This is a genomic window from Okeania sp. SIO1H4, assembly GCF_010672695.1.
GTDB lineage: Bacteria > Cyanobacteriota > Cyanobacteriia > Cyanobacteriales > Microcoleaceae > Okeania > Okeania hirsuta.
In genome coordinates, this window is record NZ_JAAHGB010000035.1 from 49329 (window position 1) to 70270 (window position 20942).

Sequence of the window (20942 nt, forward strand, 5' to 3'; positions counted from 1 at the left end):
TTTTGTTTATTTTGGGTAACTGGCAACGTTTGTGGTTGTCAGAGATTCTAAGCCTGATTTTGATTCTCTAATTTTTACCAAAAAATTGTGGTTTAAAGTCTCCCCCTTTTAAGAGGATAATAAATAAAAATTTTCATGATTAGTCAATCATCTTCTTTTCAAGGAGAGGTAATTATTAATTACAGGACTTACACAGAGACTCTATATATATTATATATATAGCGAGGGCAAATACCATAAATAACCTACAGATGGTGGTTTAAAAGTAAATTTGCGTAAGTCCTGAATTATTAATTGTTGAAAATAAAGCCCTTTTCAAACGATATAACTTATTATCAAAAACAGATTCTAGCTCCCCTCCTTGTTCCTTTTCGACAAATGATTTGAACTGCTTATCTGGAAAGTATATGAACACTTCTTAATGCTTTTGTGCTAGCTCCGGTATATTAAAATAATTTGAAAATTCACTTGCCTCAACATCATTTATGACTTGGAAGTCAACATCTTTATTGACCAAATTGACTCAGACCTAGGACAAAACTGTGCGTAGCTTCACTAATAACAACCGGACGATTTGCAACATTAATCAGTGGAGCCATCTTTAAATTTAATGCATTTGCTGTTCTGCCTTGTTCTAGGTAATCCCAACCTGGTGTTTTGGCGATCGTGATGGCTGATATAACTCCAACGAAAACCATTGTTAGATATGCAAATCTCCAAAATACTTTTTCCCAAGCGTAGAATGAAAAGATAATACATTTAGTCAGGAAATAGGCGACAGAAATTTGCACGAATAATAGAGAAGAAAGTAGATATCTAGATTGCAAAGAGCGTCCGCCACCCAAAATTAGATCGGCAGTTACCAGAACTATAGGTGTCAATACAATCAAAACTTTCCAACTGTTCGGTATAGAGGGTTCAGTTTGCTGATACTGATGAACTTCAGGTCTAAAGAACGATAGAATAAGATTTTTGTTTTGCTTTCCTGTTTCCATATCAGGTGTTCCCTTTCCCAAAATTAAGATATATAGTTTAAATGCTGAACCGATACTATTTTGCTAACAATTGTTAACAATGCACAGTAAGATTAACTTACTTAGGGGGTATCTCCCAATGTGGTAGAAAATTTCTCTACCACGCTTTTGATCAAGATTCCACGCGCTCCGTTTAAGTTGCGAACAAGGCGAAAACCATCATTACCAGTCACAACTTTTTTGCCGCCTAAATTGTTGAGGATTTCACCACTCCAGCTAACGGTTTTGCTAGTGTAGGCTTCACTTACATCTACAACTACTTTGTTGTATTCAACAGCTTTATGCTTTAAGAAAAGCTCAAACCTATAGTGTGCCCAGTTCAACATTTGTCTCACTGATTTACTTGTGAGCTTTCTGCTAGTATAAATTGTCATCTGAGAAACTTCAAAAGTTGGAAGCAGAATTACATCAAAGTTTTGAACCAAAAATAAAGCTGTTTTGTGGTGCAACTCATCTATCAAGTTTCTAATTTTTGACCGTTATACCTTACCTCGGCGATTGAGTTTTCTTGACGTTAGGTAGATAACGATCCCTACTACAATGACGACTACTAACAAGACTAAAGCTTTTTTAAATAAACTTTGATAGACATATAAAAATAGCCGAATATTGCTGAGAAAATTTGGTTCTCCCATTGACTCAGAATTTTGAATAGCTAAAGTTTCCTTGGTCTTTCCATCATCTGTTAACTTGAATATTTCCAAACTAGCTGAACCAAAGGTGTAGATAGTCCTATCATTAACATAGTTTGGTGAAAAAACAATCGGCCTTCCTGATGAAGGCACATTACCTATTCTTGATAGGGGTAATGAAGCATCTGCAATTTGTTTGAATGATTGCCCTCCATCTTCACTTTTGTATAACCCAAGACCTAGCAAACCCAACACAAGTGTTTTATCATTCTCATAGTTTGGTGAAATAGCAATAGCTTCCAACTCAGGCGAGTCAGTACCTAATCCAGGTATAGTTAGCCGCTGGTTCCAAGTTTTTCCTCCATCCCGTGATTCAAAAAGACCTCGACTCCTGGTACTAACAAATAAAGTTTGATCCCGTGCAAAGTCTGGAGAAATAACTATCTGCATTTTTATTGCTTTCTCTAAATCTGTATTTTCACTTATTGCTTCCCAGTTTTTCCCACCGTCCGTACTCTTGTAGATTCCCTTTTCTCCAGTTACATAGAGAGTATTATCGCTAGCAAAATTAGGGGATATGGCAATAGACGGACCATTGTTGCCTTGAAGAGATGGAACCTGACCAACTTTTGAGAAGTCTTCACCTCCATTTTGAGAGCGATAGACATTACCCTTCTGAGCTAGGATGTAAACAGTCCTATCGTTTGAGAAGTCTGGAGAAACACCTATTGTGAGTCCACGTTCTTCTTTAGGCATAGAAGCAATTGACCAGGAGATACCCCCATCCTGACTTCTTGCTACCTTTGTCCAGAGTAATGATGCCCATAATGTTTGATCTTGATCGTAGTTTGGAGAAAAAGCAACATCAAAGTAGCGACGAGGATCGTAGTTGGGTGGTAGTGATTCCCACTTTCTAGTAAACCAAGGTTCTTGGAGACCTCTTTGAGCGATCTTCCAAGTTTGACCGCCATCGCTACTAATATTAATGTTGCCAACGTAGTCCACAGTCGCCACAGTTGAATTATTAGAAACTGCCATTGCAACAACCGTACTCCTGAGTATGGTTTCTAAGTCTTGCCATTTTTGCCCCTGATCTTCAGACTTGAAGAGACCATCAAAACCTGCTAGGAAACTCACGCTGCCATCGGTCGAGAACTCTAGCTCAGTAAAGCTAGGTTGCTTCATACCCTTAGCTTGAGGATCAATTATGAGTCCCTGAGTTCTTGGCTGCCATTCTTGGCCATCCCAGTAAAATAATCCAGTATTTGCTGTGGAAACAAACAGTTGTGGTGCATTTTGCGACCCTGGAATAATTTTGAGATCTTGAACAAGCTCATTGGCGATCGGAATTGCCTGTTTTGTCCAAGTTTTGCCTTGGTCAGTGGTTTGAAAAATACCCTGGGTTTCCGTCGCCAGCGACATTGAACCTACTGCTCCACCTGGCATAGACTCAATAGCAACAATTGGACTATCTAGTGGTAGGCCAGATGCAGCGCGATCGCTAGCTTGCCAAGTTGCTCCGCTGTCGCGAGAGACCAAGAGTTCGTTTGTATTGGTAGCAATGACTAATTTGCCATCATTAGAAAAACCAAGAGTGTCAATAGGACTTTTACTTTGGAATACCTGTTGCCAACTCTCCCCAGAATTTTGAGTTAAGTAGAGTCGATCAGAGATACTTGCTAGAACAATCTTTGATGAAGTTGGTGAAACGATTATATGGTCTATAGCAAGTTCATCTAAACCTTCACTGGTATTTTGCCAGGTAAGTCCTTTGTCTGATGAGCGGTAGATTCCATCTCCAAGTGTTCCCAGAAATGCCAAACCATCATTTTGCTGACTCAATTCCAGATCTGTGATAAACAAACTAGAATAATCTAAACCCTTAGTAATACGCTGCCATGAAGCGCCTCCATCAGATGAACGATACAGGTTATTTCTAACAACAATTAATACTGTTTGATCTTGTTGATAATTTGGTGATACTTCAACATGTGTGACAACATCATGTGGGCGATGCGCCACTGAGATACCCATATTCACAAGTATTGCCATTAGGAAGGCAACTAATACTAATCTAAAAAATTTCATGATTCGGGAAAGGCTTTGAGTCATAAAAATTATCTGCTCAAAAATACAGTTATTTTTACAAAATTATCTTAACATATTATGGATCATACCATTTCGATCAAAGACTCTTATCTGCTTGCGGAGTGGCAGAAATCAGAAGTAGGGAAGCCTGATAATTCTGCTTATTACAATTCCCTTCTCCGGATATTTACCAAACTTTTTTCCAATTGGTATAACTGATTATTTGCATCCTTATCTGACTATGGACTCTTACCTCCTGAATTCTGTCTTGATCGATAACGACTTTTGCTTTGTTAATTGCTCGAAAATATTATTTGAGTATTTGTTCAATAAAAAAGCTTTGTCAGTGTCCGTATCAAAATCCCAGGCTTGAAGTTTAACTGTTCTTTGGGAAATTTCCTGAACCGAAAAATATTTTTGCCAACCAGAATATAAATAAGTTTAATTATTAAAATATTCTCTGACACTAGGTCTCGGCATCCTTTGATTAATTAACTTAAATATTATTGCGTCACCCAGAAAGTTTTCATAAGTTAAAATTACTCCATCAGCAACTTCGCCTTTTTCTGGTAATATTGCCCAACCATTAGCAATATAAGTCTAATTATCAATTTTATTGGCTGTATTAAAATAACCATAAACCAAATCATATTTTGGCTGTTGTACAATATCTTGAATATTTTTACTCTTGAGTAAACCACATTGCAAAAAACCTAATTTATCTAAAATATTAGCTGTCTTCCTCAAAGTTTCAGGACTTCTTTTCATTACCAAACATTCATTGTTATGGATAACATTTATCATCAATAAATAAGCTTTACTTTGAAGCAATATAACTCGGCGAGCCCTCATCTATATGTCTGTAGTTGTTAGATTGCTAAAGCTGCTGAGAAGGAAAAATTAAGAAAATATTAGAGAAAAAGGTCTTCATCTGAGGGAGAGGTAAAAATAGTCTGGAAGTCCTTTTTGAAAAACACCCAATATAATGTAATGCCAGCTCTTGCAGACATGAGACCCTTGTCGCCTGATGTATTTATCCGAGGTCGAGAGCTTGATACTACTACAGTTTATGGCCTACAAGAATGTTCTAACTTATGTGAAAGCAATTCTGAGTGTATTGGTTTAGACGTACATCAACTTGTACGGAGTTATTTGCTTACTTTTCAGTAGAAGTAAATGAAGGCTATGTTTCTGCATTAAAACCCCAAGGTTACGGTTACTAATCGCAATCTTAGACCCACCTTTTCTTTTGTCACAAGCGATGAATCATAACCGCCGTATCAGCGATTATGAAAAAAAGATATACAAACTGGCGATCGCATTGGGGAGCAATCGCCTTTGCTTTTGCTGGTGATGCCGAGAAACCGATTCGATTGGGGGAGTGTTCGCCTATTTTGCTTATTATAGCGGTTTTCATTAACATAGAATACAGCTATCAAGTTTGTAACTTATCAAACTTCAAACATACTTATATTTTTCTGTAGTCTACCTTTGTGAAAACCGCTATAAGTAAGAGCGATCGCTTATATCCTGGGGCGATCGCTCTTTTTTTTCTTGGCCGAGGCGCGAACGCCTGGCAGGAATTTACTTTCACGGATTTATGACCCTCCCCAAAGGAACATTTCTCTTGCGATAGAAATAAAAGGGACATATCCATTACTGTCTAAAGTCTAAGAGGAAAGGTGTACTTTTTTTTCGGCGTTGCATATTTGTGGGATGAATTGTATGCTTGGACAAAAAAGAAGTATGAAGTATTAAGGATGAGATTTACCTGTTCAAAAAAGATTCATCCCTTGATTCAGCAGCGCCTTTTTTTCAAAATGGGTTGATTTTATGGGATTGACAAGCATCTTGTTTTATGATTTATAAATCCCACGAAGTCGGTATTTAATCGCGGCAAAATCACTGCTTATATAAAGCTGGTGGTAATAAAAACTGCTATCCAACTTAAGAATAACCATTTTTGTTTCAGTATAGTTTTCCTACGGAATGCTGCGCAAACAGATAGGGAACGTCGATAGTAACCACTCTTGCGCTTCCATTTATTTCACCCCACCTTACAAAATGAATCTGTCTAAGGTTTTCATCCCTGGGATGGGGTGAAGCTTTGCTCTTGCCATGCTGTGCTGTGGCACGGCATCTTTACGAGGTGGTATGATTGGTTTTGCACCTCTGTTTTTGGCCTCCTGGTAGCAATTGCGCTGTTGGTGGAGCAAGTGCGGCAGCTATATCATAGGCACCATCACCAGATACTACGCCCTTTCTTTGCTACCCATCTGCTGCTTTTGAAGCTCTACAGCGATCGCCTGTGCTTTTTCATCTATAGCAATGTGCGCTGGCATATTTACAAATTGCAGGAGGTGTCCAATAGCTAAAATCTTATATTATCAGCTTTTTATTCCCCCTATTGCCTGTTGCCTGCGCGCAGCGCTATAATTCTCTGTAACTGATACTTTCTATTTCTTTTTCACTATTCTTAAGGAAAGTGTAAGCTTTTTGATCGGATTGATTTAGGGAGCGATACTGGAGAAGATCAATTAATTTAGAAAATTCGGCGTTGCTGATTTGAGAAATTCAACTAGTGGTAAATTTTTAGCCAAAACAATAGTGCAAATTATACCTATTTCTTCCTATTTAATCACCGAAAAACTCCTTTCTACCTACTGACTCCTGGCTTAGTCCTCCTGAATCCTGACTCTTGAATCCTGTGAAATCATACATTTATTCAACAACGCCGAAAATTATTGCTCATTTTTCATATATTAATGTGCAGCTATTGCTTTTAGTTTTATGTTTACCAATACCTATGAAAATCAGACTAAGCTAAGAAATATTTAGGGTTTGCGCTCATAAAGTCTTTTTGCTGAGGTAGGAGACAGGAGACAGGAGACAGGAGACAGAAGAAATGGCTTGGGAGCGAGGAGGTAGGAGCTAAGTTTTGTCAATTTGGGATTTTTCTACCATAGTCAGCCGAAAATACTAGCATGCATGAGCTTTTTGCACCGAAAAGCTGGCACCCCCTTGAACCCCAAAAAGGCTTTAGCCTTTATTTATCAATACTTTGAGAATTAATCAGCAAGCCCTATTTAGACTTTATATTCTTTTTTTCCTTTCACAAAATGCGGATAAATTTAGATTTATCCTGCTTCCTTAGTTTCTTTTATGTCTTGTAGCGTTTCTACCGAAATTGATGTTGAGTCATTAATAATACTCAAAATATCCCAAGCTACTCTTGACCAACTGTAATATAATTCTGCTAGATCACGTGCTGTTCTTCCCATTTTTTCACTCTTCTTTGGTTTTGACAATAAGTAGTTGATCTCAGTAGCAAAGGCATCAGGATTGTCGTAGTCTGAGATGACAATACCATTTTTTCCGGGAACAATTACTTCAGGATTTCCCCCCCTAGCAGTAGTAATAGTGCATAGTCCTGTTGCCATAGCTTCATAATGCACCCTAGCTAGAGGCTCTTCCCATTGAGATGCACACACGAATATATCCCCTAACAAAAAGTAATCTGCTACTTCTGATGGTGAGATAAAACCAGTCAGCTGAACTGCTTGCCCTAACTTTTCTGCTTCTGCTTTAATTTCACGGACATAATCATTTTCATTGTTATTGCCGTACCATTTACTTCCTACTAGCAATAATACAGCAGATGGATGTTTTTTGATTATTTTGGCGATCGCAGATATTAACAGATGAGGTCCTTTTTTATCTGTCAACCTTCCCACGCAGAGGACTACTTTTTTACCCTCCAACCCATGAGTCGCCAGCATTGCTTCTCGTTTCTCTTTTACTCCTTCTGCCCACCTTGGCTGAAAGCGCTTGAGGTCTACTCCAGCATATACCGGTTGCAGCTTGTGTTTATATTCTGGAAATAACTTAGCAATACCATCAGCAATAAATTTACTGACTGTGACTACTTTTTCTACTCGCTCCAAGCATTTAATTGCTTCTTGTGGTTCAATTTTTTTAGCATAGAACATTTCGTTATGCATACTAAGAAGAAAGCGACTATTGGGAGCTGCTTTGGCAACCAAGGACACATACTTGGGACGGTTGTAAATTACTATCCAATCAAAATTTTTCCTTTCTACAAATTTGGCTACTATTTGATAGTATTCTTCTGAAGTGTTGGCAGTAGTGCGCTCGTAACGAATATTGTCTCTAATTTCTCGATCTGGTAAATCAGGGTCTGCTATGGAGAATACTGTGATTTCATGCTCTCGTTTTAGGTAAGGTAGAATACCGTCTATGTATGTCTGGATAGCCCCACCTCGGACATTAGGCACTGGTAACTTTTCTGTGCAGACTAATAGTATCTTCACGTTATCAACTTGAACTTATAATTTCTCTTGAAGTATACGGGATTTTGATACACCTTGAATCAAATACATAAAAAAATTATTTACTCTTAGTTAATAAGTACAAAAATATCAAGCCCTCACTATACAAGCAGGGCTTGATTTAATTGTTATTGGACTTAAAGCGCAACTCTATCTCTAAGATACGTTACTATCAGCTTGAAAGCAAAATTAGTACATTGCGTAGGTTTTAATTTTTCTAGTCTAAGAGTCCCTTTTTATCTTTCTTTTTCTGGACTAGGGCAATTACAGGCTGTGCATTCTCATCAACTGCACCTTCTTCTTTTAATTGTTCTATAGCATCCCGTACTCTTCTGAATATCTTACCTTGGCCCCTCCGAAAATCATAGATATCGTCTTTATCTGCACCACTCATTTCAAAAATAATTGTGTTGGCCTGTTGTGTCATTTTTTTTGTTCTCCTTAAATTTTTACTACTTAATTTAACTTATGTTGCTAGGGAAAATTTCGATCATTTTTGGGTTTCATGCCCTTCTCGAAATTTATCATAACTAGGAGATAAGACTGCTATTTCACCTAACATACATAACTTCGAGCATAATGCTCGAAGTCGAGCGAAAGGTTATTGTATCAGTCATAACTTAAGTTATGAAACTTTTAAAGGAAGCTACAACACTTACACTCACTATAACTAAAGCCAGAAAATATTCTTAGTCTAAAAGTCCTTTCTTACTTTTCTTTTTCTTGAGAATCACAATTATGGGTTGTATGTTATCTGAAACTTCGCCTGATTCTTGTAGTTTCTCAATTGTTTGGCCTATTCTTTTGAATACCTTACCCTCACCTCTGCGTAAATCATTGATATCGTCACTCTTAGCTCCTCCAAACTCTAAAATAACCGTGTTTGATTGTTGCTTTACGCTTTTTTCACTAGTATCTGATGACATTACCATTTTTTTGATCTCCTTAATGCTTGCTAATTATTATGTTACTAGAGGAAATTTTACCAAAAGCCTGCAATTATTTTTTTCTTGCATTTGTTATTGGTTGTATATTGACTGAGTTAGTTTGACAAAGTCCCTCTCAAACCTGCCATTCACCAATATGAACATGAGGAGTATGATGCCAATTAATTCTTAGCTTTTAACTACTCCTCATAACTTAACTAATAGCAAGGCTATATTAATCATCTAAGCTTCCTGCTCCATTTATGGAGCATCTCGCTGCTCCAGATTTTGCTTGAGTCCGACTCCTTTTTCAAAAGTCTCACTCATCGTGATCTAAAAAGTACATTGCACTTAAATTCTTGGCTGATATGAAAGTTGCAAGTAAAACTTTCTATATTAGTTGGACTTTCTGCTAATCAGTATTAATATTTGAATTATTCAAACAACTTAATACCCATATAGCCATAGCCTAACCCGCCCATTTTGGACATTGCCTTACTGTAGTTTTTGGGGAAATCTTTAATCCAACCGTTTTTCTTCTTCCTGTTAGATTTTTCGTGACGATCACGATACTCTTTGGTAGCCTTATCATACATTTTTGCCGTTCTGAATACAGCTTTTTCTAAAGGCTTCAAAGCACGTGCCTGCTTTTTCTTTTTCTTTTTTTTCCTTTTAGCTGATTTACCATAGAGGGTTGCTGGATCCCCACCAAAGTCATCATCACTTTGCAACACAGTAACGCTTTTTACGTCTTCTTTAGCCACTTTATTTCTCCTCTGAATATTTTCTACTCAACAATATATATTAGTAGATATTTATCTTTAGACATCTCCAAAAATACCGATTTTGGAGATGTCTAATGGGCAGGCATTAATACGTTAATTATTCAAACAATTTAACACCCATTACACCCATTCCACTTCCACCCAACTTAGACATAGCCTTGTTATAGTTTTTTGGGAAATCTTTAATCCAACCGTTTTTCTTCTTTTTGTTAGACTTTTCGTGACGATCGCGATACTCTTTACTAGCTTTGTCATAGCTTTTAGCCATTGAAAATACCATTTTTTCATAAGGCTTCAAAGCACGTGCCTGTTTTTTCTTTTTCTTTTTCGTGCTTTTAGGGGACTTTCCATAGAGGGTTTCTGGAGAGCCACCAAAGTCATCATCACTTTGTAGTACGGTAACGCTTTTCACATCTTCTTTGGCCATTTTTTTTCTCCTTGTGTGTTTTCTACTTAAGTATATTGATATCTATAATAATCATAGCAGATTATTCTCAAAAATATTTAATCTTTATATACAGTTACCAATATTAACTGGGCACAAAGTAAGTATTCTAATTATCAATTAAACACTTTATAGATATACTGGACAAAACAAAATTCACTCATTAGAGATTGATTGGACTTTTACCGAATATCCAGAGAAAGTGAATAGAGTTAATGTGTAGGAATATACATACAATTTTAATTAAATCAGGATGAAAATTGTTCAAAAGTGTTACTTAATATTTATATATCTATATAATAATTAGGTCAAAGTTAAAATTGCTATCAACCTATTTTTTAGTATCTCATGGTAGTCGTGACCCACGATCGCTCCTAGAATTACACATACTAGCTGGACTTTTATCTAGGCAAATAAATTTAACTGGAAATTTGACAAGTAATGATCTTCTCAAATGTCCTTTGATTGGTACAGGAGTTTTAGAACTGGGACTTAAATCTCTGCACGAACAAATTGAAGATTTTCGGGAAAAAAGGCGATCGCTCTACATTAATCAAGTTAAAATTATACCTTTATTTTTATTACCTGGAGTTCATGTCACAGAGGATATTCCAGCAGAAGTAGAGGTATTCAGGCACAAGGTTAAAGCAAAGGAAAAAAGTAAGCAAAAATCTGAATTTAACTCAGAAACTTATAGCCAAAGTAAAATCACTCTATGCCCCTATATTGGTTCTCATCCAGAAATGGCACGTTTACTGGCAGCTAAAGTAACTTCCGTGACTGCTGATGCTTGGGTAGTTATTTCTCATGGTAGTCGTCGTCCTGGTGGCAATGAACCTGTGGAAAAAATAGCCGAGTCTCTTGCAAGTAGTTGTCAAGTTTTGGTTTGTACTGCTTATTGGTCTGTTTGTCCCGACCTGAAATCAAGAGTTGAAATATTAATCAGACAAGGATATCAAAGAATTGGAATTTTGCCTTATTTTCTGTTTAATGGGGGTATTACTGATGCGATCGCTGATACAGTTAATCAATTTACTCAAATATACCCTGCTATTAAATTCTGCCTGAGTGAACCTCTTGGGGCAACTGATGAATTAGCTAAATTAGTTTTGGACTTGATTAGCGAAACTGAATAGAAGGGAGTCGGAGGAATTTTGGGCATTGCTGAATTAAGGTATGAAAGTAGGTTTATAGGGAACACCGGATCTGGGAACACCGGATCTGGGAACAGTTAATATTAACAAGTAGTTCAAACCATCCAAAATAAAAAATCCCAAATACAAAATTATCAAATCATACCCAGAATCAGCAACGCCGAATTTTGAAAGATTCTCTTGAGAATTGACAAGAATTTTGATTAAGTCTAATGAATAAAACTTGATACTATAAAAAAATACCTCCCTAATTTATACTTGGGAGCCATAAAAAATGTAGATTTTGGGAAAGTTTTGGATTTATTATATAGAATCCCTGATCGTATCTTTGCAGGGGGTATGTGCTTTTGACTGCCGTCCTCAGAACTTAGTCGGTGGTGAAGTCAGGAGATTCAGGAACGAGAATAAGGCCAAAAGTGAATGAAACCCCTGGCCCTTCGGGTATTTCTTTCCTTCTCCGGAGGACCTACGCTAACAGAGAAGCTTTGCGTAGGGCAGTTGCTTCAATTCGGCGGGGCACCTATGGGGTGGGGGAGGCAGGTTTCGCCCACAGACGGGAACCTGAAGGGCGTACTGCACTCACCGCCCGATAGCGCAGCAGGTATAGCAATGTGCGCTGGCATATTTACACATTATTTTTTGTACACCTGTTCGCTTACTGCACTTTGAGCTGGACATTGTAAATACCTGAGCGCACATTGCTATAGTACACCAAGCAGGTTGAAATTTGCTTCTATCTCCCCATCTCCCCACATTCCCCTCCTGGGAGGGGTTAGGGGTGAGTCCCTATCTCTTTGTTAAATAGATCTCAAATGGGTTCTATAAAGGTTATGAGTTATAGAAAAGCCATCTAAAAATTAACCTTCTACCTTTTGCAAATAACTACCCAGAAGTTTCAGTTACTTCTTCTGCTTCTCCTTCTCCGAACACGACTCGCAGCAAGGGAGGCGCTAAGAATGTTGTAATTATAACCATAAGAATAATTGCTACATCCAAAGCAGGGGATAAAGCGCCACTAGCAGAACCAACTGAGGCAAAAACCAAACCAACTTCACCCCGTGGCACCATACCAACACCAACAGCTAAACGGTTAATGTTCTCTAAACCAAAGACACTAAAACCACAGGCAACTTTACCCACAATAGCAACAACTATTAAGAAGATCGCAATAACTAAACCTTCACGGTTAGTAGGAATAGCTGGGTTGAGAACTCCAAGATTGGTTTTTGTCCCCACTGTGACGAAGAAAATGGGAACGACGACATCAGAAATAGGACGAATTAGTTCTTCTAATTCTCTACCTACCTCTGTTTGATCCAAGTTATCTAAAACCAATCCTGCGGCAAAAGCTCCCAATATGGCTTCCAAATGGATCGCTGTACCAATGTAGGACATAAATAATGCGATCGTCAAAGCTGGAATAACTGCTCGTCCACGAGTTTTAAATTTTTCACCAAAGAAAACAAAGGTGTCATTAAAGAAGCGACCTAACAATATTGCACCTACCAAAAATACACTGGCACTGATGATGAGATAGATCGCATTGACTACATCGACTTCGCCAGTTTTTGCTAAACTTGCTACTACTGCCAGGATAATAATACCTAAAACATCATCTATAACAGCAGCACCCAAAATAATTTGACCTTCTTGAGTATTGAGGCGGTTAATTTCTGCTAGTACCCTGGAAGTAATGCCAATACTGGTTGCTGTAAGAGCTGCTCCTGCAAAAATTGCTGGTACTGCTGAGACATGGAATATCATCATCATTCCTGCTGTACCAGCGACAAATGGTAATGTTACTCCCACAATTGCGACAATTAGGGACTGAATACCCACTTGCATTAAGTCTCTAATGTTGGATTCTAGGCCAATTTCAAATAACAAAATGATCACCCCCAGTTCGGATAGAACTTCGAGGACTTCACTTTGGACTTGAAATGTAGCTTCCGCAGCGTCAGGGGCTAAACCTGCTGTTGCTTCTAAAATACTGATAACTACGGATGCGGAACTATCTGCCCCACTTTCTGGAAAGATTACCAGGTTTAGGGCGGAAATACCTATAACTACACCTCCTACTAGTTCACCTAATACTGGTGGAAAACCTAGCCAGTTAAAAAATTCGCCCCCTGCTTTGCTGGCTATATAAATTGCCACTAGGCTCAAAAGGACTCCTGCAACTACCATTGCTGGTTCTACTTCTGTTTCTGTCGCTGTTGCTAGTATCGGTTGAAGTTTGCCTGATAAAGGAAATAGGAAAAATTCATTCAAAAAATTGAACCCTGCCATTGAACTAAACATTAAGTTTTTCTAAATCATCTTGACTTAATGTAACAGGACTTTATGCACGGATCGCTAATCTTTTGTTATAAAAATATTTTTTGGTGAGTATATATAAAAAATATCTAACTATCTAAAATGTATCGTAAATATCTATCTAACTTGAAATAAAGAATATGGGAAATTTTTGGAAAGTCCCTGAAAAAGTTTTAGACAGGAATTATACCATTTCTCAAAAACTTTTTAACCCGTATCCTGAGTATGGGAGGGAGTAGGAGAGTAGGTAGGGACGTTATCTCCTACATTCCGCACCACAAAACGTAGCATAAAAATATAAGTTATGCATCGAGTGCTAATTGGCTAGGTTTCCTACGGCGCTAAACTGTGGAAATGGTTCCGCACACATTGCCTCCAGAATGTAAGAGGCACTCAAGACAGTCAAAATTCAAAAGTCATGTATTAAGAAGAAAATTATAGTGGTCAATAGGAGTCAACGATTCAGTAAGTATTTATGCTTAATATTTAACTGAGAATTTGACTCCCGATAGAGGTAAATGAAGATAATTTATATAGTATAAATACTTAAGCAAACTACAGATTTTATACTAATTTTTATGTTACAAATTGAAGTGCGGAATGTGGGTTATATGCAACGTTAGTCAAGGTAGAATTAAATAGCGCAAAAAGGCAGAAGGCAGGAGGCTTTAGTTATCTAGGATAGCAGAAGGCAGAAGGGAAGAAAGGTTATTGTACAAGCTTTTGAACCTTTTTTAACTGGTTAGTTATTTCCGCCATCCTGCACTAGCGCTTCAGTTAGAGCTCCCCCTCTAGCGCTTCATCCTCAAAAGGTAGTGCATATGTAATGGTATCTGTTTGCGGAGCAGTCCGGACTGAAAAGCTTGGGTTGCTCCGTTCCGGAATTCCGCTTTCCGGGCAAAGCTGACCGCTGAACTGCTGAACTGCTGTTTGAGTTTGGGTCGCATTCCGTAGGAAGTCCTTTTTAAATAGCCATCAGCTTTTCTGTTCCGGAATGCTCTACTTGCCAGCATTTAGCTGGAGCGCTAAAAATTCAAGGGTTTAAGTTCCCCACGCTTATTTGAAAAATTAGTGGTGCGCCTTTTATGGGGGTTTTAATCCCTAATTATACGCCTTGAGAAGCTGATGGCTGAAGCGCTGAGTTCTGAGTGGTACTTCAAGTAAATACCCGATGTTGTAGGGATGGCATTTGTCTACGAACTTGTTCTAATCTGGATGGGTTAATTTCTGCAATTGCTACTCCTGGTTTATCTTCAGTATCTGCCAAAATTAAACCCCAAGGGTCAATTATCATTGCATGGCCATGAGTTTGTCTTCTGCCATAGTGCTTCCCTGTTTGAGCTGGAGCAATGATATAGCAGGTATTTTCTATTGCTCGTGCTTGGAGTAATACTTGCCAGTGGTCTTTTCCTGTATATGCAGTGAAGGCCGCTGGTACGAATATGACTTCAGCCCCGGCATTTGAGAGATATCTGTATAACTCAGGAAATCTTACATCATAGCATACTGATATGCCTAAATTACCATAATCTTTTGATGAATAGACTGAAGGTAACTTGACTCCTGCTTTAACAGTGTTTGATTCTCGGTAGGTATTACCGTCAGGCAAGTTAACGTCAAATAAATGTGCTTTTTCATACCTACCTACTTCTTGGCCATTAGAATCTATTAGGGATGCAACGTTATAAACTTTGCCATCTTTTGTAGGTACTGGATACCCACCTCCTAGAATTGTGATTTGGAATTTTTGAGCCGTTGTTTTGAGAAATTTTTCACTTTCTGTAGCGATCACTTCTGCTTGGTCAATTTTTTCTTTTTCTTCACCTAAAAAGGGAAAATTTTCAGGCAAGGTAACTAACTCTGCGCCTTGACGGACTGCTAAGTCTATTAATTCTTCTGCCTGTGCTAGATTTTTTGACAAGTCAGGCACACTTGTCATTGATATTGCTGCTGCGAGATAGGATTTCATTAAGTCTGTTTTTCAGCTATTATGTTGGAACTTTTTGATGTTTGCCTTATTATTTATACCAAATTCATTCGCCGATCTAAAGGTAGTTGTTTAGTCAGCATTCAGCAGTCAGCTATTAGCTATCAGCAATTAATTTTGGGGAAGGTCAAAGCAATTGAAAAATTGAGTTTGAATAATAAAGTTACTGCCATGAGTCCCCTTTCCAAATTTGAGAAGTAATTACTTTTTTTGTAGCGGGTTTAATACCCCACCGTCTAAACAGTGCTTAAAATTTTTTGGGGTTTAAATTTATAAGCAATTTTCCCTTTCCTAGGTCATGCTACGGAAACAGCATAGCTGCCTTCTTCCATCACTACTAATTGCTGAAGCGCTGACTGCTAATAGCTGAATGCTTACGTTGTTTACCAATTTATCACCTTTATTTCTCAACCTTCAGCTTAAGTTCCTTTTTTATTCAAGACAAGATGATAACTGAGTTGGCAACAGCTAAATTTTAGAGTGGTTTCAGAAATCAGATTTTCAGCTATAGTAGTCTATCAAGTTATATTTAATAAGTTACTATTTCTCAATAACACTTATTTATAAGGCTTTGATACTCAACATACTCATCATTTTTTGCTTGACGGACTATTAGTCTAGAATTGTGATTTCTGAATTAACCACTATTTTTCATCTGAATATTGATTCAGAATTTAATCTACATTTTGTTTCATACTTTAGATTAATCCAGATAAGTCTGAGTTAACTTTTTGGCTTTTACATTGGGTGGAAAAGTAAGTCTGGGAAAAAACGATTAAACTCAATTAAAATTCCGGCTGTGATAATCATCCAGGCTGCAGCCAGAACTGGGGCTGTTGATAGATACTTAAGTAGGTCTTGCATGAATATTTCTCCTAAAAACTGATTGTCAAATCAGGTATTGTTTAGACAATGTTAAAAAACATTGTTTTGGGACTTTTGGCAGTTAGTAATTAGTATTTTTATACTAATTACAATTACTTAGTTTTTATTAATTCCTTAGTTAATGTTTTAGCGTGGGGAAACAGTAATTTCGTTTTCTTCAGCAAACATTTTACCAGAGGTAAATTCTCCTAATGCCAACACTGGCCATAGAGCTGCACCTAGCATTTTTTGGATTGCTAAAGGAACGTCGATAACAATCTCTTTTTCCTCTGGATTCTTACCAGATTTGATTGCTTGTAGATAGGAACGACCGGCCCAACCAATCCAACCTGTAATATACAAGAATAAAATGCTAGGAATGAGGAAATCTCCAGCGCGATTCAGACTACCATCTACTATTAAATGAGGTAGTCCGTCTTCTCCACAAAGTGCTTGTGAATAACGTTCAAATCGTTTCTTACCAGATTCTGGATCGCCGGTAGTAGGGCGAGCATATTCAGCTCGTGCCTGAAAAGCAGGTGATTCTGAACATGGCACTAAGTTATATGCTGATGCTGCTGATGCACCAGTTGCCCAAAGACTTATGGCTAAAACTAAAGCCAACAATCGTCTCATAAAATTGTTTCCTTTTATTACAAAGTGTTGACAATTACCCATTCTTCTGTAGCTAAATTAAGCTGAAGTAGGGATTTTCTTAATGGAAATGATAAATTTGAAGCTGACAGTAATCAAGCTATTTTTATAAATTTATCAGTCAATGACAACTATTTTAGCTATAGAAACAAGTTGTGATGAAACGTCTGTGGCAATTGTTAAGAATCATCAAGTTTTAAGTAATATCGTAAAGTCACAAATTAATATTCACAGTTTTTATGGAGGTGTGGTCCCAGAAATAGCTTCACGGCAACATTTAGAAATAATCAATCAGGCGATCGCTCAGGCTTTTACAGAGATAGATTTAGATTGGCCAGATATTGATGGTATTGGAGCTACTTGTGCCCCTGGTTTGGTTGGCGCTTTGTTAGTGGGAATAACGGCAGCAAAAACTCTGGCTATTGTCCATGAAAAGCCATTTGTGGGAGTGCATCATTTAGAAGGTCATATTTACGCGACTTATCTTAGTCAACCAGAATTAAGACCACCTTTTCTCTGTTTGTTGGTTTCTGGGGGCCATACAAGTTTAATTTATGTCAAAGATTGTGGTGTTTATGAAACATTAGGCCAAACAAGGGATGATGCTGCAGGAGAAGCTTTTGATAAGGTGGCTAGATTATTGAAACTTGGCTATCCGGGAGGCCCCATAATTGATAAATTGGCAGCAGAGGGTAATAGATCGGCTTTTTCTCTACCTGAAGGGAAAATTTCTTTACCTGAAGGTGGCTATCACCCCTATGATTGTAGTTTCAGTGGACTAAAAACTGCTGTGTTGCGATTAATTCAAAAATTGGAAACAGAAGGCCATGAATTATTACCTGAGTCTTCAATAACTAAGGACATTGCAGCTAGCTTTCAAGAAACTGTAGCGAAGGGGTTAACAAAAAGAGCGATCGCCTGTGCGCTAGATTATGGATTAAATACAATTGCGATTGGTGGAGGTGTAGCTGCAAATAGTGGGTTGCGATGGCACTTAAGTAGAGCAGCAAGTAAGAATAATTTACAGGTACTATTTCCTCCCCTCAAATTCTGTACAGATAATGCGGCCATGATTGGTTGTGCGGCGGCTGACCATCTGAGTCGAGGCCACATTTCATCTCTGAACTTAGGAGCTAGTTCTCGAATGGCCATAAAAGATGTGATGGAGTTGTATAGCGCTATGCGCTAGGGAATAAGTGAGCTGTAACAAGTATGACACGGGGACACGGGGACGCGGGGACACGGGGACATCGAGACACGGGGACGCGGGGACGGGTCGATTTGAGGTGAAACAGGCAACGGTTTCGGCCATTTTATGTGAAGAAATTTTCTTGAATTTCAGTAGAAAATTTCAGTAAATTGAGGCCAATAAGAGCCAATAACTAGGAGATAAATTGAATATAAAAAGCCCTATTACAATGAATAATTGATAGTTGATAATTGGGGTTTGCTGAAAAAGTCTTTTAGTAGGAGACAGGAGAAATGGGAATTATAGAAGAGATAGTCGGAAAAATTGTCCCAATATTTTTCTGCCATAATCGTCTCAAAGTACTAGCTTTTTGCAGCTCTTTGAGCTGAAAAGCTGGCACTTTTTTCGACAAAAAAATGCTTTAACCAATATCAGTTAATGCAATGAACTTAGCTATCCTGACTTTTAGCTTTATGAGCGCAAGCCTTAATAATTAATAATTAATTATTAATTATTAATTGTTGAACCTATTTTCTGCACAATTTAAAATTAAGACTCCTACATCAGTAATGAAAATTAGAAACGCTGAAGAAAAAGATTTAGCCGTAATTGTAGAAATTTATAATGCTTCAATTCCTAGTCGTATTGCTACTGCAGATCTAGAATTTATATCAGTTGAAAGTCGTATTCCTTGGTATCAAGAACACTCACCTGATAGTCGTCCAATTTGGGTGATAGAATTAGATGAAAAAATTGTTGGGTGGCTGAGTTTTCAGTCTTTTAATGGCAGAGCTGCATACAAAGCTACAGCAGAAGTGAGCATATATATTGCTCCTGAATATAAAGGTAAAGGAATAGGGAAAAAATTACTTTCAGAGGCAATTTTGTACAGTCCTAAATTAGGAATCAATACTTTACTGGGTGTTATATTTGCTCATAACCAGCCTAGTTTAAAGTTATTTGATAAGTTTGGTTTTCAACGTTGGGGTTATTTACCAAAAGTGGCTAATTTAGATGGTACGAAGCGAGATGTTGTAATTCTTGGACTTCATGTTGAGGAAGCAAAAAAAATGATAAGTTAAGAATAGGAATGAATAAGAAGTAGATATCTCCAAAATAAAAAATACAGTTATATATTTAGAGGAGAAAATTTTTAGCTTGGTATTTCTAAGTCTACGAATTAATGCTTAACTTAGGTAACACCAAATTGATAAATGCTTACTACAAATAGCTAGGATATTTCTTAGGAGTCAACCCATCCCTCACAGGTCCCTGGAGGGGAAGTCAGAACTCAGCTAAGGGAGCCGTCGGTAGGGCAACGTACAGAATGGATGGCTTTAATTTTAGTCATAATTTATATTTCCTTTGCCAAAAGACTTCGGATATGAGCCGCTACAGCATTAGGCTTTTCTAACATTGCTAGATGACCACATTCAGGAATTTCTAGGACATTTCCACCGTGGCCTTGAAACATCCAGTGAAAACTAGCTAAATGTTTTACATATTTAGGAGCCATTATTTGGTCTTTTGCTCCAGCAATAAAATAAACAGGTTGCTTCAATTTTGAGACTACCAGTGGAAGGTTATGAACTTCTGATTCTGTAGTGGAGTCTAATAGTGTCCCCAGAGCTGCTTCATAAGATGCTCCAAGAAAATCAGTTAATCGTTGTCGTCCCCATTTACGAGAGATTGGTGTGGCCACTTGAGTTCTTGTAAACATTAAGTCTGTCAGAGGCAAATAAGATAGCCAACTAGGACGAAATTTGATAAGTTGTGCCCCTGCAAACCTAAATCGTTCAAATTCTTCTTTAATGTAAATTCCACCACCAGAGTTGATACAGACCACTGCCTTGATAATATCGAACATTCTATTCGCTCCTAACAAGGCAATTGTGCCTCCTAAAGAGTGGCCAATGAGCCAGGCACTAGATATATTGAGTTTCTGTAATAATATTGTCAGGTCTTCTACATAAGCTGCGGGACTGTAGTTGAAAACTAATTTTTTTTGGGTTGAGTGGATTTGAGAATCACCGAATCCGCGCAAATCGTAAGATAAACATTGGTAATCTGGTGAAAGTCTTTGGATTAAAGGTTGCCAGTAGTTACGGCTTAAGAGCCAGCCATGTATAAAAATAAGCACATGGGGGGATTTTGTGGGGTTTGTCAATTCGTAGGCGTGTGGAACCCCTTGGATATCTATAGTTGCCATATTTGTATCTTATCCTGAATTGACAAGTGTGGGGAGATGGGGAGTGTGGGGAGATGGGCAGATGGAGACCCACCCCTAACCCCTCCCAGGAGGGCAGGGCTTTTCAAAGTATAGTATCAGGACTTACGCAAAGACAGCATATATAGCGTATGGTAATGTAGAGCGATATAGCTGTCGCACTTGCTCCGCCAACGCTGCAAAATAGAGAGCGATTGCCTCAGCAAAGCTCCGCTAACGCCTCAAGAAAAGTATCATGATCAAAACAAGAGTCAAAAAATACCTATCAAATAAAAACCGCTCTGAATTTGAT

At 37.9% G+C, this 20942-nt stretch carries 18 protein-coding genes; 4 read left to right on the forward strand and 14 right to left on the reverse strand.

Going from position 1 to position 20942, the window contains the following annotated elements:
• Window positions 1-506: 506 nt before the first annotated feature.
• The 4 genes from F6K06_RS20570 to F6K06_RS20585 form a co-directional block, all read right to left on the reverse strand.
• Entirely contained in the window at window positions 507-1016 is a 510-nt protein-coding gene (locus tag F6K06_RS20570) for a hypothetical protein (RefSeq protein WP_287308895.1), read from the reverse strand.
• An 80-nt stretch (window positions 1017-1096) separates the two neighbouring features.
• Window positions 1097-1495, reverse strand: a complete 399-nt coding sequence (locus F6K06_RS20575) for a zinc ribbon domain-containing protein (protein WP_287243872.1) — start codon at window positions 1493-1495, stop codon at window positions 1097-1099.
• A gap of 18 nt (window positions 1496-1513) precedes the next feature.
• Window positions 1514-3754 carry a YCF48-related protein gene (locus F6K06_RS20580; RefSeq protein WP_287308896.1) on the reverse strand — a complete coding sequence of 747 codons (2241 nt, stop codon included), beginning with the start codon at window positions 3752-3754 and terminating at the stop codon, window positions 1514-1516.
• Between the two features lie 600 nt (window positions 3755-4354).
• Complete coding sequence (locus F6K06_RS20585) at window positions 4355-4558, reverse strand: hypothetical protein (protein ID WP_124146132.1); 204 nt, start codon at window positions 4556-4558, stop codon at window positions 4355-4357.
• Window positions 4559-4744: 186 nt separating this feature from the next.
• On the opposite strand from F6K06_RS20585, the gene F6K06_RS20590 reads away from it, so the two are divergent.
• Window positions 4745-4924 (forward strand): hypothetical protein, encoded by a 180-nt coding sequence (locus tag F6K06_RS20590; RefSeq protein ID WP_124146133.1) that lies wholly within the window; start codon window positions 4745-4747, stop codon window positions 4922-4924.
• Window positions 4925-6891: 1967 nt separating this feature from the next.
• On the opposite strand, the gene F6K06_RS20595 is transcribed toward F6K06_RS20590, so the two are convergent.
• The 5 genes from F6K06_RS20595 to F6K06_RS20615 all read right to left on the reverse strand — a co-directional run bounded on the left by F6K06_RS20595 (window position 6892) and on the right by F6K06_RS20615 (window position 10241).
• Window positions 6892-8085: a glycosyltransferase family 4 protein gene (locus F6K06_RS20595; protein WP_124143064.1), complete on the reverse strand. Its 1194-nt coding sequence runs from the start codon at window positions 8083-8085 to the stop codon at window positions 6892-6894.
• Between the two features lie 235 nt (window positions 8086-8320).
• Window positions 8321-8530, reverse strand: a complete 210-nt coding sequence (locus F6K06_RS20600; RefSeq protein WP_287243877.1) for a hypothetical protein — start codon at window positions 8528-8530, stop codon at window positions 8321-8323.
• Window positions 8531-8792: 262 nt separating this feature from the next.
• Window positions 8793-9035, reverse strand: coding sequence for a hypothetical protein (locus F6K06_RS20605; protein WP_124143065.1), 243 nt, complete (start codon window positions 9033-9035; stop codon window positions 8793-8795).
• A 428-nt stretch (window positions 9036-9463) separates the two neighbouring features.
• Window positions 9464-9793 carry a hypothetical protein gene (locus tag F6K06_RS20610; RefSeq protein WP_287243879.1) on the reverse strand — a complete coding sequence of 110 codons (330 nt, stop codon included), beginning with the start codon at window positions 9791-9793 and terminating at the stop codon, window positions 9464-9466.
• A gap of 118 nt (window positions 9794-9911) precedes the next feature.
• Window positions 9912-10241, reverse strand: a complete 330-nt coding sequence (locus F6K06_RS20615) for a hypothetical protein (RefSeq protein ID WP_124143066.1) — start codon at window positions 10239-10241, stop codon at window positions 9912-9914.
• 338 nt (window positions 10242-10579) lie between these two features.
• Here F6K06_RS20615 and F6K06_RS20620 point away from each other — a divergent pair, with 338 nt between their 5' ends.
• On the forward strand, window positions 10580-11395 hold the full coding sequence (locus F6K06_RS20620) for a sirohydrochlorin chelatase (RefSeq protein WP_240038759.1): 816 nt from the start codon (window positions 10580-10582) through the stop codon (window positions 11393-11395).
• Window positions 11396-12295: 900 nt separating this feature from the next.
• Here the strand turns inward: F6K06_RS20620 and F6K06_RS20625 are convergent.
• The 4 genes from F6K06_RS20625 to F6K06_RS20640 all read right to left on the reverse strand — a co-directional run bounded on the left by F6K06_RS20625 (window position 12296) and on the right by F6K06_RS20640 (window position 17216).
• Window positions 12296-13714 (reverse strand): cation:proton antiporter, encoded by a 1419-nt coding sequence (locus F6K06_RS20625; protein WP_205127213.1) that lies wholly within the window; start codon window positions 13712-13714, stop codon window positions 12296-12298.
• 1171 nt (window positions 13715-14885) lie between these two features.
• The gene (locus tag F6K06_RS20630) at window positions 14886-15698 is read right to left on the reverse strand and encodes a carbon-nitrogen hydrolase family protein (RefSeq protein WP_124143069.1); all 813 of its coding nucleotides are present in this window, start codon (window positions 15696-15698) and stop codon (window positions 14886-14888) included.
• A gap of 756 nt (window positions 15699-16454) precedes the next feature.
• Window positions 16455-16580 (reverse strand): photosystem I reaction center subunit IX, encoded by a 126-nt coding sequence (gene psaJ, locus F6K06_RS20635; RefSeq protein WP_124143070.1) that lies wholly within the window; start codon window positions 16578-16580, stop codon window positions 16455-16457.
• A gap of 147 nt (window positions 16581-16727) precedes the next feature.
• Window positions 16728-17216, reverse strand: coding sequence for a Photosystem I reaction center subunit III (locus tag F6K06_RS20640; RefSeq protein ID WP_124143071.1), 489 nt, complete (start codon window positions 17214-17216; stop codon window positions 16728-16730).
• 142 nt (window positions 17217-17358) lie between these two features.
• Between F6K06_RS20640 and tsaD the strand changes: the two genes are divergently transcribed.
• Together tsaD and F6K06_RS20650 are read left to right on the forward strand one after the other, a co-directional pair.
• Window positions 17359-18423: a tRNA (adenosine(37)-N6)-threonylcarbamoyltransferase complex transferase subunit TsaD gene (gene tsaD / locus F6K06_RS20645; protein WP_124143072.1), complete on the forward strand. Its 1065-nt coding sequence runs from the start codon at window positions 17359-17361 to the stop codon at window positions 18421-18423.
• A gap of 569 nt (window positions 18424-18992) precedes the next feature.
• The gene (locus tag F6K06_RS20650; RefSeq protein WP_287243881.1) at window positions 18993-19505 is read left to right on the forward strand and encodes a GNAT family N-acetyltransferase; all 513 of its coding nucleotides are present in this window, start codon (window positions 18993-18995) and stop codon (window positions 19503-19505) included.
• A gap of 272 nt (window positions 19506-19777) precedes the next feature.
• Here F6K06_RS20650 and F6K06_RS20655 read toward each other — a convergent pair whose 3' ends face one another.
• Window positions 19778-20632: an alpha/beta fold hydrolase gene (locus F6K06_RS20655; protein WP_124146577.1), complete on the reverse strand. Its 855-nt coding sequence runs from the start codon at window positions 20630-20632 to the stop codon at window positions 19778-19780.
• Between the last annotated feature and the right edge of the window lie 310 nt (window positions 20633-20942).

Excerpts from the sequence above, each read along its gene's own strand:
- F6K06_RS20605 (WP_124143065.1), bottom strand. The coding sequence starts at position 9,035 with ATGGTAATGTCATCAGATACTAGTGAAAAAAGCGTAAAGCAACAATCA.
- F6K06_RS20600 (WP_287243877.1), bottom strand. The coding sequence starts at position 8,530 with ATGACACAACAGGCCAACACAATTATTTTTGAAATGAGTGGTGCAGAT.
- F6K06_RS20580 (WP_287308896.1), bottom strand. The coding sequence starts at position 3,754 with ATGAAATTTTTTAGATTAGTATTAGTTGCCTTCCTAATGGCAATACTT.
- F6K06_RS20615 (WP_124143066.1), bottom strand. The coding sequence starts at position 10,241 with ATGGCCAAAGAAGATGTGAAAAGCGTTACCGTACTACAAAGTGATGAT.
- F6K06_RS20655 (WP_124146577.1), bottom strand. The coding sequence starts at position 20,632 with ATGGCAACTATAGATATCCAAGGGGTTCCACACGCCTACGAATTGACA.
- psaJ (WP_124143070.1), bottom strand. The coding sequence starts at position 16,580 with ATGCAAGACCTACTTAAGTATCTATCAACAGCCCCAGTTCTGGCTGCA.
- F6K06_RS20640 (WP_124143071.1), bottom strand. The coding sequence starts at position 17,216 with ATGAGACGATTGTTGGCTTTAGTTTTAGCCATAAGTCTTTGGGCAACT.
- tsaD (WP_124143072.1), top strand. The coding sequence starts at position 17,359 with ATGACAACTATTTTAGCTATAGAAACAAGTTGTGATGAAACGTCTGTG.
- F6K06_RS20590 (WP_124146133.1), top strand. The coding sequence starts at position 4,745 with ATGCCAGCTCTTGCAGACATGAGACCCTTGTCGCCTGATGTATTTATC.
- F6K06_RS20625 (WP_205127213.1), bottom strand. The coding sequence starts at position 13,714 with ATGTTTAGTTCAATGGCAGGGTTCAATTTTTTGAATGAATTTTTCCTA.
- F6K06_RS20630 (WP_124143069.1), bottom strand. The coding sequence starts at position 15,698 with ATGAAATCCTATCTCGCAGCAGCAATATCAATGACAAGTGTGCCTGAC.
- F6K06_RS20585 (WP_124146132.1), bottom strand. The coding sequence starts at position 4,558 with ATGATAAATGTTATCCATAACAATGAATGTTTGGTAATGAAAAGAAGT.
- F6K06_RS20650 (WP_287243881.1), top strand. The coding sequence starts at position 18,993 with ATGAAAATTAGAAACGCTGAAGAAAAAGATTTAGCCGTAATTGTAGAA.